At 74.8% G+C, this 11,659-nt stretch carries 9 protein-coding genes and 1 riboswitch; of the genes, 8 read left to right on the top strand and 1 reads right to left on the bottom strand.

The annotated features are described in order from the left end of the window. Positions 1-193 precede the first annotated feature (193 nt). The 7 genes from IF19_RS0123690 (at position 194) to IF19_RS0123660 (ending at position 8,757) form a co-directional block, all read left to right on the top strand. Positions 194-1,459: an inorganic phosphate transporter gene (locus IF19_RS0123690; RefSeq protein ID WP_030117401.1), complete on the top strand. Its 1,266-nt coding sequence runs from the start codon at positions 194-196 to the stop codon at positions 1,457-1,459. 12 nt (positions 1,460-1,471) lie between these two features. Next, complete coding sequence (locus IF19_RS0123685; protein WP_030117400.1) at positions 1,472-1,702, top strand: hypothetical protein; 231 nt, start codon at positions 1,472-1,474, stop codon at positions 1,700-1,702. Positions 1,703-1,912: 210 nt separating this feature from the next. Further along, positions 1,913-2,042: riboswitch (cobalamin riboswitch) on the top strand. 125 nt (positions 2,043-2,167) lie between these two features. Further along, complete coding sequence (locus tag IF19_RS0123680; RefSeq protein ID WP_030277476.1) at positions 2,168-3,133, top strand: cobalamin biosynthesis protein; 966 nt, start codon at positions 2,168-2,170, stop codon at positions 3,131-3,133. Further along, positions 3,130-4,752, top strand: a complete 1,623-nt coding sequence (locus tag IF19_RS0123675) for a cobyric acid synthase (RefSeq protein WP_050493884.1) — start codon at positions 3,130-3,132, stop codon at positions 4,750-4,752. Before IF19_RS0123680 ends, IF19_RS0123675 begins: the two co-directional genes overlap by 4 nt. Next, complete coding sequence (locus IF19_RS0123670; RefSeq protein WP_030277474.1) at positions 4,749-6,791, top strand: putative cobaltochelatase; 2,043 nt, start codon at positions 4,749-4,751, stop codon at positions 6,789-6,791. Before IF19_RS0123675 ends, IF19_RS0123670 begins: the two co-directional genes overlap by 4 nt. After that, entirely contained in the window at positions 6,791-7,390 is a 600-nt protein-coding gene (gene cobO / locus IF19_RS0123665; protein ID WP_030117393.1) for a cob(I)yrinic acid a,c-diamide adenosyltransferase, read from the top strand. Before IF19_RS0123670 ends, cobO begins: the two co-directional genes overlap by 1 nt. Continuing rightward, positions 7,384-8,757 (top strand): cobyrinic acid a,c-diamide synthase CobB, encoded by a 1,374-nt coding sequence (locus tag IF19_RS0123660; protein WP_030277472.1) that lies wholly within the window; start codon positions 7,384-7,386, stop codon positions 8,755-8,757. Before cobO ends, IF19_RS0123660 begins: the two co-directional genes overlap by 7 nt. A gap of 72 nt (positions 8,758-8,829) precedes the next feature. On the opposite strand, the gene IF19_RS0123655 is transcribed toward IF19_RS0123660, so the two are convergent. Then, positions 8,830-9,561 carry a ZIP family metal transporter gene (locus IF19_RS0123655; RefSeq protein WP_030117390.1) on the bottom strand — a complete coding sequence of 244 codons (732 nt, stop codon included), beginning with the start codon at positions 9,559-9,561 and terminating at the stop codon, positions 8,830-8,832. A gap of 311 nt (positions 9,562-9,872) precedes the next feature. Here IF19_RS0123655 and cobC point away from each other — a divergent pair, with 311 nt between their 5' ends. Then, positions 9,873-11,486 (top strand): Rv2231c family histidinol phosphate aminotransferase CobC, encoded by a 1,614-nt coding sequence (gene cobC / locus IF19_RS0123650; RefSeq protein ID WP_078580608.1) that lies wholly within the window; start codon positions 9,873-9,875, stop codon positions 11,484-11,486. The last annotated feature ends 173 nt before the right edge of the window (positions 11,487-11,659 follow it).

The raw sequence follows: 11,659 nt of genomic DNA, 5'->3' as shown, positions 1-11,659 counted from the left end.
CAAAATGTTCGCCAACACGCGGCAAAGAGCAGTCCACGCCGCACCCCACGGGCCTCCCGGAACCCCTCCCGCGCACAACCGGAAGCGGCTCACTCCGCTTGGGGTCACCGCAACGCCCTGCCCAGTTCATCTTCCGTTCATCCAGGTTGCCTACGTTCCACGAGCCACTGACGTCGAACGATTGCCTGGGTAAATGGAACACATCACGCTGCTGCTTGCGATTGTGGTCGTAACAGCTCTCGTGTTCGATTTCACGAACGGTTTCCACGACACCGCCAACGCGATGGCGACGACCATCTCGACCGGCGCACTGAAGCCCAAGACAGCGGTGGCCATGTCCGCCGTTCTCAACCTGATCGGCGCGTTCCTGTCGGTGGAGGTCGCCAAGACGATCTCCGGCGGGATTGTCAACGAGGACGGCCTCAGAACAGAGGTCATCTTCGCGGCGCTCGTCGGCGCCATCCTGTGGAATCTGCTGACCTGGCTGCTGGGACTGCCGTCCAGCTCCTCGCACGCCCTGTTCGGCGGTCTGATCGGCGCCGCGGTCATGTCGGCCGGCTGGTCCTCGATCAACGGCGGCACCGTCGTCACCAAGGTGCTGCTCCCGGCGATCGCCGCCCCCCTGGTCGCCGGCGTCGCGGCGATGCTGGCCACGCGGCTGACGTACCGGATCAACCGGAACGTCACCGACCCGAACCAGGTCAAGTCCACCGCCAAGGGCTACCGGGCCGGGCAGATCGCCTCCGCCGGTCTCGTCTCGCTCGCCCACGGCACCAACGACGCCCAGAAGACGATGGGCATCATCACGCTCGCCCTGGTCACCAGCGGTGTCCTGGCCCCCGGCTCGAACCCGCCCATGTGGGTCATCGTCTCCGCCGGCGTCGCCATCGCGCTCGGCACCTACCTGGGCGGCTGGCGCATCATCCGCACCATGGGCAAGGGCCTGACCGACCTCCAGCCGCCGCAGGGCTTCGCCGCCCAGACCAGCGCGGCCACCGTCATCCTGGCCTCCTCGCACCTCGGCTTCTCGCTCTCCACCACCCAGTCCTGCTCGGGTGCCGTGATGGGCGCCGGCCTCGGCCGCAAGGGGGGCGTGGTCCGCTGGTCCACCGCCACCCGGATGTTCGTCGCCTGGGGTCTGACGCTGCCGGCCGCGGGGCTGGTCGGCGCCGCCGCCGAGTTCCTGACCAAGCAGGGCCCGTGGGGCATCACCGTCACCGCGATCCTGCTCGTCGGCGGCTCCTTCGCCATCTGGCTGGCCTCGCGCCGCCAGCCGGTCGACCACACCAACGTCAACGACGCGGACGCCGACGACGAGCCCCAGGGCGTCGTCACCACCGCCATGGCAGCGGTCCAGCCGCCGCCGGTCGGCGTCCCGGCCTCCGACCTCATGACCACCACCATCGCGGCCCCGGCAGCGGCGCCCGACGACCCGGCCCGGCCGACGGCCTCGGTGTAAGGACAGATCCGCATGAAAATCGACTGGGCAGCTCTCGCCTCCGTCTTCGGTGTCAGTCTCGTCGTCACCGTCGCTCTGGTGGGCCTCTTCACCCTGGGCATCGTCGCCCTGTCCAAGCTGTCGGCCACGTCCGGCGGCGCGGCCGGCGGCGGGTCGGCGGTCCTGGCCCGCACCAGCGCCTACGCCTGCTTCGCGGCTTGCACGGCGGCCGTCGCGTACGGGATCTACCTGATCGTCGCCTGACCCGTATCCCGTACGCCTCTCCGGTACGCCGCCGGGAGCCCCGCGAGGCTCCGCTCCGACGCGCCGGGCGGGACCCCATCGGGCCGGACACAGCACCCTGTGTCCGGCCCGATGTGCGTCTGCCCACAGTGGAGCCCCGCAGGTCAACAGCAAGTTGACGGCCGTTCGCGGGGCGTGGTGGACTGCCGGAGCCATTTACGGCGACAGCAGAGGAAGCCGGTGTGAATCCGGCGCGGTCCCGCCACTGTCACCGGGGAGCACTCCCCCACACCGGACGTCACGGCTCGCGGCACGCGGGCTGGAAGGCCGGGGGAACTGCGGATCCGGGAGCCAGGAGACTCTCGCCGCCGTCACGTCGAACCAGGGCGCGGACCCTGAGTGAGGACCTACGCCATGCCCGGCCGCCGTGTGCCGCTCCCTGTGCCCCTCCGTGCCGGAACGCCTCTCTCCGCGGCGGGCTGACCCGTGCGGGCCGATCGCGTCTTCGCGTACGGCGCCACGGCCGGGCTGATCGCCGACGCGCTGCTCGGCGACCCCCGGCGGGGCCACCCCGTCGCCGGTTTCGGCCGCGCCGCCGCACGGGTGGAGTCCGTGCTGTGGCGTGACGACCGGGGTCGGGGCGCGCTGCACACCCTCGTCTGCGCCGGAGGCGCCGTGGGAGCCGCCGCGCTGGCCGCGCGCGCCGTCCGCCACCGTCCCGCGCTCGCCGTCGCGCTGACCGCCGCCACCGCCTGGTCCGTCGTCGGCGGTACGTCGCTGGGCCGGGAGGCCCGGGCCGTCGGCGGTGCGCTGGGCGCCGGGGACCTGGAGGCGGCCCGGGAGCGGCTGCCGCACCTGTGCGGGCGCGACCCGCACGCCCTGGACGGTCCGGGCATCGCCCGCGCGGTCGTCGAGTCCGTCGCGGAGAACACCTCGGACGCCGTCGTCGGCGCGCTGGTCTGGGGCGCGATCGGCGGAGTGCCGGGGCTCGTCGGGTTCCGGGCCGTGAACACCCTCGACGCGATGGTCGGCCACAAGTCGCCCCGGCACCGCCGCTACGGCTGGGCCTCGGCCCGCCTGGACGACGTGGCGGGGTGGCCGGGCGCCCGGCTGACGGCGGCACTGGCCGCGGCGGCCGGCGAGCGGCCCCGGGAGGCCGTACGCGCCTGGAAGGCCGACGCGCACCGCCACCCCAGTCCGAACGCGGGACCGGTGGAGGCCGCGTTCGCCGGGGCGCTCGGCGTACGGCTGGGCGGGACGCTGGCGTACGCGGGGCGCGTCGAGCACCGCCCGGTGCTGAACGGGGCGGCCGGGCGGGACGTGCGCGGCGCGGACATCGAACGCGCGGTGCGCCTCTCGCACCGGGTGGGCGCGCTGGCCCTCGGGGTCTGCGTGGCGGGCCGACTGGCCGCGGGGCACCTCCTCGCGGGACGGAAGCGGGGACGGGCATGAGCGGTGGGCTGCTGGTCGCGGGGACCACATCGGACGCGGGCAAGAGCGTCGTCACGGCGGGGATCTGCCGCTGGCTGGTGCGCCGGGGGGTGAAGGTCGCGCCGTTCAAGGCGCAGAACATGTCGCTGAACTCCTTCGTGACCCGGGAGGGCGCGGAGATCGGCCGGGCCCAGGCGATGCAGGCGCAGGCGGCCCGGGTGGAGCCGACGGCCCTGATGAACCCGGTGCTGCTCAAGCCGGGCGGGGACCGCTCCAGCCAGGTGGTCCTGCTGGGGAGGCCGGTCGGCGAGATGAGCGCCCGGGGGTACCACGGGGGCCGCCAGGAGGCGCTGCTCGGCACGGTCACCGACTGCCTGGAGCAGCTCCGGTCGGCGTACGACGCGGTGATCTGCGAGGGGGCCGGTTCTCCGGCGGAGATCAATCTGCGGCGCACCGACATCGTGAACATGGGGATCGCCCGCGCCGCGGGCTTCCCGGTGCTGGTGGTCGGCGACATCGACCGGGGCGGGGTCTTCGCCTCGTTCTTCGGGACCACGGCGCTGCTGAGCCCCGAGGACCAGGCGCTGGTCGCGGGCTATCTGGTGAACAAGTTCCGGGGCGACGTCTCGCTGCTGGAGCCGGGACTGGACATGCTGTACGGGCTGACCGGGCGGAGGACCTACGGGGTGCTGCCGTACGCGCACGGGCTCGGCATCGACGAGGAGGACGGCCTGCGGGTGTCCCTGCGGGGTGCGGTGCGGGAGTCGGTCGTCGCTCCCCCGCACGGCGAGGACGTGCTGCGGGTCGCGGTCTGCGCGGTGCCGCTGATGTCGAACTTCACGGATGTGGACGCGCTGGCCGCCGAACCGGGCGTCGTCGTGCGGTTCGTGGACCGGGCGGAGGAGCTGGCCGACGCGGACCTGGTGGTCGTGCCGGGGACGCGCGGCACGGTGAAGGCGCTGGCCTGGCTGCGTGAGCGCGGCCTCGCGGACGCGCTGGCGCGGCGGGCGGCGGAGGGCCGGCCGGTGCTGGGGATCTGCGGCGGGTTCCAGGTGCTCGGGGAGCGGATCGAGGACGAGGTGGAGTCGCAGGCGGGCGTCGTGGACGGGCTCGGCCTGCTGCCGGTCCGCATCCGCTTCGACCGGGCCAAGACGCTGGCGCGGCCGGTGGGTTCGGCGCTGGGCGAACCGGTCGAGGGGTACGAGATCCACCACGGGGTGGCCGACGTGCGGGGCGGGGAACCGTTCCTGGACGGCTGCCGGGTCGGGGCGGTCTGGGGGACGCACTGGCACGGGTCGCTGGAGAGCGACGCGTTCCGGCGGCGGTTCCTGGAAGAGGTGGCGCGGGCGGCCGGGCGGCGGTTCGTGCCCGCGCCGGACACGAGCTTCGGGGTGTTGCGGGAGGAGCAGCTGGACCGGCTCGGGGACCTGATCGAGGAGCACGCGGACACGGACGCGTTGTGGCGGCTGATCGAGGGCGGTGCGCCGCGCGGGTTGCCGTTCGTGCCGCCGGGGGCGCCTGCCGCGGGCTCTCCGGAGAGCCGGGGCGCTGCCCCGGACCCCGCGCCTCGATCGCCGGAGGGGCTTGTAGTGACCGGTCACGTCGAAGCTGAAGAGCATGTCAACGAGGAGGCCTCGTGAGTACGCCGTATCCCTTCACCGCGATCGTCGGGCAGGACGATCTGCGGCTCGGCCTGTTGCTGAACGCCGTCAGTCCGGCGGTCGGCGGCGTCCTCGTGCGCGGGGAGAAGGGGACTGCCAAGTCCACCGCCGTGCGGGCGCTCGCCGCGCTGATGCCCGAGGTCTCCGTCGTCCCCGGGTGCCGGTTCTCCTGCGACCCGGCCTCCCCCGATCCGGCGTGTCCCGACGGGCCGCACGCGGACGCCGCCGGTGTGCCGCGCCCGGCGCGGACCGTGGAGCTGCCGGTCGGCGCGTCGGAGGACCGGCTCGTGGGGGCGCTCGACATCGAGCGCGCGCTCTCCGAGGGCGTGAAGGCGTTCGAGCCGGGTCTGCTGGCCGACGCGCACCGCGGGATCCTCTACGTGGACGAGGTCAACCTCCTCCACGACCACCTGGTGGACCTGCTGCTGGACGCGGCGGCCATGGGCGCTTCGTACGTCGAGCGCGAAGGCGTCTCCGTACGGCACGCGGCGCGGTTCCTGCTGGTCGGGACCATGAACCCGGAAGAGGGCGAGCTGCGGCCGCAGTTGCTGGACCGGTTCGGGCTGACCGTGGAGGTCTCCGCCTCCCGGGACACCGACGAGCGGGTGGAGGTCGTGCGGCGGCGGCTCGCGTACGACGACGACCCCGAGGGCTTCGCCGCGCGCTGGGCCGAGGAGGAGGGCGCGCTGCGCGAGCGGATCGCCGCCGCGCGCGCCCTGCTGCCCCGCGTCGTCCTGGGCGACGGCGTGTTGCGGCAGATCGCCGCGACCTGTGCCGCGTTCGAGGTCGACGGGATGCGGGCCGACATCGTGATGGCCCGGACCGCCACCGCGCTGGCCGCCTGGGCGGGGCGCGAGGAGGTCACCGCCGACGACGTGCGGCAGGCCGCGCTGCTGGCCCTCCCCCACCGGCGGCGGCGCAACCCGTTCGACGCGCCCGGTCTGGACGAGGACAAGCTCGACCAGACCCTGGACGAGGCCGGCGGGGACCGGGGGCAGGACGACGATGACCCTGATCCCGGCCCCGACGGCGGGGGCGACGGTGGCGGTGGGGGCGGCGGAGTGCCGCCGCAGGCGGACGGCGAGGACCGGACGCCGCCGAGGGCCGACGGCGGTGCGGACGACACGCCGTCGCAGGCCCCGGAGGGTGCTCCCGACGCGCCCGGCAGGCCCGCCGGGGGCGAGCAGCGGCCCGTGGCCGCCGCCGAACCGTTCCGGACGAAGACGCTCAGCGTGCCGGGGCTCGGCGAGGGCGCTGCGGGGCGGCGTTCCCGGGCCCGTACCGAGCACGGGCGCACGACCGGCTCGCGGCGGCCCGAGGGGGCGCTGACCAAGCTGCACCTGGCCGCGACCGTGCGGGCCGCCGCCCCGCACCAGCGTGTGCGCGGGCGCGTCGGGCGCGGGCTCGTGGTGCGCCGGGACGATCTGCGGCAGGCGACCCGGGAGGGGCGCGAGGGCAATCTCGTGCTGTTCGTCGTGGACGCCTCCGGGTCGATGGCGGCCCGGCAGCGGATGAGCGCGGTCAAGGGGGCCGTGCTGTCGCTGCTGCTCGACGCCTACCAGCGGCGGGACAAGGTCGGCCTGGTGACCTTCCGGGGCAGGGAGGCCGAGGTGGCGCTGCCGCCGACCTCGTCCGTGGACGCGGCGGCCGCCCGCCTGGAGTCGCTGCCGACCGGGGGCCGCACCCCGCTGGCCGCCGGGTTGCTGAAGGCCCATGACGTGCTGCGGGTGGAGCGGCTGCGCGATCCGTCGCGGCGGCCCCTGCTCGTCGTGGTCACGGACGGCCGGGCGACCGGCGGCCCGGAGCCGGTGGCGCTCGCGGGGCGGGCCGGCCGGCTGCACCGCTCGGAGGGGACGGCCTCGGTCGTCGTGGACTGCGAGACGGGGTACGTGCGCCTCGGTCTCGCCGGAGAGCTCGCCCGGGAACTGGGAGGCACCGCCGTCACGCTGGACGAGCTGCGGGCCGACGCGATCGCCGGGCTCGTCAAGGACGTCACCGCAGCCGGGAGGGCCGCTTGATGCCGCAGGGACAGCCGACCACCGTGCCGGACGACGGGCTCACGACCCGTCAGCGCCGCAACCGCCCCCTCCTGTTCGTCCACACGGGCGTGGGCAAGGGCAAGTCGACCGCCGCCTTCGGTCTCGCACTGCGCGCGTGGAACCAGGGGTGGCCGATCGGGGTGTTCCAGTTCGTGAAGTCGGCGAAGTGGAAGGTCGGCGAGGAGAACGCGCTCAAGGTGCTCGGCGCGAGCGGCGAGGGCGGCACGGTCGACTGGCACAAGATGGGCGAGGGCTGGTCCTGGGTCCAGCGCGACGGCCAGCTCGACAACGAGGAGAAGGCCCGCGAGGGCTGGGAGCAGGTCAAGCGCGACCTGGCGGCCGAGACGTACAAGCTGTACGTGCTGGACGAGTTCGCCTATCCGCTGCACTGGGGCTGGATCGACACCGACGAGGTCGTCGAGGTGATGCGGAACCGGCCCGGCGCCCAGCACGTGGTGATCACCGGCCGCAACGCGCCGGACGCCCTGATCGAGGCCGCCGACCTGGTGACCGACATGTCGAAGGTCAAGCACCCGATGGACGCGGGCCAGAAGGGCCAGAGGGGCATCGAGTGGTGAGTGCGCCCCGCCTGGTCATCGCCGCTCCGGCTTCCAACAGCGGCAAGACCACCGTCGCCACCGGTCTGATGGCCGCCTTCGCCGCGCGCGGGCTCGCCGTCTCGCCGCACAAGGTGGGCCCGGACTACATCGATCCGGGGTACCACGCGCTGGCGACGGGCCGTCCCGGCCGGAATCTCGACGCGTACATGTGCGGTCCGGAGCTGATCGCCCCGCTGTTCGCGCACGGGTCGGCGGGGTGCGACCTCGCCGTGGTCGAGGGCGTGATGGGGCTGTACGACGGCGCCTCGGGCCAGGGTGAGCTGGCGTCGACCGCGCAGGTGGCGAAGCTGCTCAAGGCGCCCGTGGTGCTGGTGGTGGACGCCTCCTCGCAGTCGCGGTCGGTGGCGGCCCTGGTGCACGGCTTCGCCTCCTGGGACCCGCAGGTGCGGATCGGCGGGGTGATCCTGAACAAGGTGGCGTCCGACCGGCACGAGGCGCTGCTGCGGGACGCGCTGGAGGAGTCGGGGCTGCCGGTGCTCGGCGTGATCCGGCGGGCCCCGCAGGTCGCGACGCCCTCGCGCCACCTGGGCCTGGTGCCGGTGGCCGAGCGCGGGGCGGAGGCGGTGGACGCCGTACGCGCCATGGGCGAGCGGGTGCGCGCCGGGTGCGACCTGGACGCGCTGATGGCGCTGGCGCGGACGGCTCCCGCGCTGCCGGACGCGCCGTGGGAGCCCGCGTACGCCCCGGCGTGGGAGGCGTCCGGCCCGGTGGCGGACGGTCCCCGCCCGGTCGTGGCCGTGGCGGGCGGAGCGGCGTTCACCTTCGCGTACGCGGAACACGCCGAACTGCTGGCCGCGGCGGGTGCTGAGGTCGTGACCTTCGATCCGCTGCGGGACGAGAAGCTGCCGGCGGGGACGGCGGGGATCGTCGTCGGCGGCGGGTTCCCGGAGGTGTACGCCCCCGAGCTGTCGGCCAACGAGCCGCTGCGGCGGGCGGTGACGGAGCTGGCCCGCGCCGGCGCCCCGGTGGCGGCCGAATGCGCGGGGCTGCTGTACCTGGCCCGTGAGCTGGACGGGAAGCCGATGTGCGGGGTGCTGGACGCCGAGGCCCGGATGTCCGGGCGGCTCACCCTCGGCTACCGGCAGGCGGTGGCCGTCTCCGACAGCGTGCTGGCGGTGGCGGGGACCCGGATGCGCGGGCACGAGTTCCACCGCACGGTGCTGGAGCCGGGGGCCGGGGCCACCCCCGCCTGGGGCATGCACCAGCCCGAGCGGCGGGTCGAGGGATACGTCGAACGGGGCGTGCACGCGAGCTATCTGCACACCCACTGGGCAGCGTCGCCCGAGGTGGCCCGGCGGTTCGTGGCGCACTGCCGGGCCCGGTAGAAGACCTCGCCAGGGCCCTTCCCCCAGGGGGCGTGACCGGGCGTACGAAGCGGACGGGGGCGTACGCGCGGCTCACTCGGCGATGCCGACGACCAGCCAGATGAAGCCCACGCCCCCGATGGTGCAGAGAAGGGTGGAACGGGCGGGATGGGTGTGGTGCGCCTCGGGAAGGATCTCGGCAGCGGCCAGGTAGAGCAGGGCTCCACCGAAGAAGCCGAGATAACCGCCGAGCAGTTCCTCCGGAAGGGTGAACAGCAGCGTCGTCGCCGCGCCCACGACCGGTGCCACCGCGGCCGCGAACAGCATCAGGAGCGCCTTGCGGCGGGCGTTCCCGTACAGACTGGTGAGGGTGTACGTGTTGAATCCGTCGGCGAAGTCATGACTGATCACCGCCAGTGCCACGGCCACGCCCATGGAGCCGCTGACCTGGAAGGCGGCGCCGAGCGCGACGCCGTCCATCAGGCTGTGGCCGACCATCGCGGCCGCCGCCGTCAGCCCCACCTGCGGTACGCGCTCGCTCTGGCGGCCCGCCGCCCCGTGCGCCACCTGGCGCACGGCGAGCAGCCGCTCGACCAGATGGGCCACCAGGAAGCCGCCCACGAACAGCAGGAGGGCGGCCGGCACCCCGAACACCGGCTCGCCCGCGGCCTCGATCGCCTCCGGCAGCAGGTCGAGGCCGACCACGCCGAGCATCAGTCCGCCCGCCAAGCCGAGCACCAGATGGCGGCGGTCGGTGATGCGTTGGGCGACCCAGCCGCCGGCCAGGGTCATCAGGAACGCGCCGAGCGCGACGAACACCGCCATGGGCCCTTGCTAGCGGATCGGGCCCGCACTCCGCATCCCAGGGTGTCCTTACCGGCGGGGCCGGCCGCACCCGTCCGGTACGCCGTCCGCCCCCCGTTCCGCACGACTCACCCCGCCCGCCGTACGGCCCCGGCCGCGTCCCGTGCGGCTCACCCGGCGTCCCGTGCGGCTCACCCCGTGTCCCGTACGGCCCCGGCCCCCGCGGCTCGCTCCGCGTTCCGTGCCGTCCGTCCCGTGTTCCGTATACGGCGATGGCTCGTCCCCTCCCCCGCACCACCGCGTCGTACGACCTGAAAGGCAGGACCCCGCCGATGAACGGAGCATCCGCCGGCCCCGGACCCTCGTCCGGCGCCCGCAGTCTCGTGGTGGGGGTCGGAGCGCGCAGGGGCGTTCCCGACGAGGTCGTGTTCGCCCTCATCGAGGCGGCGTTGAGCGCGGCGGGGCTGGACCCGGCGGACGTGGCGGAGGTCGCGACGGTCGACGCCAAGGGGGACGAGCCGGGGATCGTGGGGGCGGCGGCCCGGCTCGGGGTGCCGGTGCGGACCCATCCGGCCGGGGCGCTGGCCGCGGTCCGCGTCCCGCATCCGTCGGACGCGGTGGGCGCGGCGGTGGGGACCCCGTCGGTCGCCGAGGCGGCGGCGCTGATCGACGCGGACGAACTGGTGGTCCCGAAGACCCGTGCCCCGGGCGGGGCCGGCAACGGCGGGAAGGCGGCGGGCCGGGGGGCCGCGACCTGCGCGGTGGCCCGGCGGCACCCGGCCGCCGCCGGGGCGTGCGATGTTTCGGACAGGAAAAATTCCACCTCACCGGTGACGGCGGGCCCCCGTCCGTTCACCATGGCTGCCATGAATCCCCCCACGAACATCGAGAGCGCCGGGCCCGACCTGCGGCACCACGGCGACGCGGAGGTGCGCGGCGAGAATCTGACCGATCTCGCCGTGAACGTCCGCACCCACACGCCCCCGGAGTGGCTGCGCGAGCGGATAGCCGCTTCGCTCGCCTCCCTCGCCGCCTACCCCGACGGGTCCTCCGCCCGCGCGGCGGTCGCCGACCGGCACGGGCTGCCGGAGGACCGGGTGCTGCTGACGGCGGGCGCGGCCGAGGCGTTCGTCCTGATCGCGCGGGCCCTCCCGGCCCGCCGCCCGGTCGTGGTGCACCCGCAGTTCACCGAACCGGAGGCCGCGCTGCGGGCGGCCGGACACGAGGTGGGGCGGGTCCTGCTGCGCGCCGAGGACGGCTTCCGGCTCGATCCGGCGGCGGTCCCCGAGGAGGCGGACCTCGTGGTGGTCGGCAATCCGACGAACCCGACGTCCGTGCTGCATCCGGCGGCCCTGCTGGAGAAACTGGCGCGGCCGGGGCGGACGCTGGTGGTCGACGAGGCGTTCATGGACGTGGTTCCGGGCGAGCGCGAGGCGCTGTGCGGACGGACGGACATCCCCGGGCTGGTGGTGCTGCGCAGCCTCACCAAGACGTGGGGGCTGGCCGGGCTGCGGATCGGCTACGTGCTGGCCGGGCCGGAGACGGTGGCGCTGCTGGCCGACGCGCAGCCGCTGTGGCCCGTCTCGACCCCGGCGCTCGCGGCGGCCGAGGCGTGCATGGAGCCGCGGGCGCTGGTGGAGGCGGCCGGCGCGGCGGACCGGATCACGGTGGACCGGGCCCATCTGCTCGCCGGGCTGGCCGAGTTCAGTGAGGTCGAGGTGGTGGAGGAGGCCCGGGGGCCGTTCGTCCTGGTCCGTCTGGAGCGGGCGGCGGAGGTACGGGAGCGGCTGCGGCTGCTGGGCTTCGCGGCCCGGCGCGGGGACACGTTCCCGGGTCTGGGGCCGCAGTGGCTGCGGCTCGCGGTCCGGGACCGGATCACGACCAATCGTTTCCTCCAGGCGCTGGACCAGGCGGTGCAGGCGCTGCCCGCCCGATCGGGGCGCTGAGCCGGCTCCCGTACGGCCGAAGGGGGCCGGGCCGGACGCGGCGCTGAGGCGCCTTTGTGCGGCCGGGAAGGGGCCGGGCCGACGCGGTTCGCGTACGAGCGGCGGTGGACGGGGCGGCAGGGCGCCGAGGCCGTTCCCCTGACGGCCGGGGAGGGGCGGGGCCCGGTGTCGGG

Origin of the sequence: Streptomyces californicus, from assembly GCF_000717645.1 — a bacterium.
GTDB classification, from domain to species: Bacteria; Actinomycetota; Actinomycetes; order Streptomycetales; family Streptomycetaceae; genus Streptomyces; species Streptomyces californicus.
Note: the sequence above shows the minus strand (reverse complement) of the source record. Positions and strands in the feature narration are given on the sequence as shown.

Bases quoted from the DNA above. Each gene is read 5' to 3' on its own strand.
- IF19_RS0123690 (WP_030117401.1), top strand. From the start codon at position 194: ATGGAACACATCACGCTGCTGCTTGCGATTGTGGTCGTAACAGCTCTC.
- IF19_RS0123685 (WP_030117400.1), top strand. From the start codon at position 1,472: ATGAAAATCGACTGGGCAGCTCTCGCCTCCGTCTTCGGTGTCAGTCTC.
- IF19_RS0123675 (WP_050493884.1), top strand. From the start codon at position 3,130: ATGAGCGGTGGGCTGCTGGTCGCGGGGACCACATCGGACGCGGGCAAG.
- cobO (WP_030117393.1), top strand. From the start codon at position 6,791: ATGCCGCAGGGACAGCCGACCACCGTGCCGGACGACGGGCTCACGACC.
- IF19_RS0123655 (WP_030117390.1), bottom strand. From the start codon at position 9,561: ATGGCGGTGTTCGTCGCGCTCGGCGCGTTCCTGATGACCCTGGCCGGC.
- cobC (WP_078580608.1), top strand. From the start codon at position 9,873: ATGAACGGAGCATCCGCCGGCCCCGGACCCTCGTCCGGCGCCCGCAGT.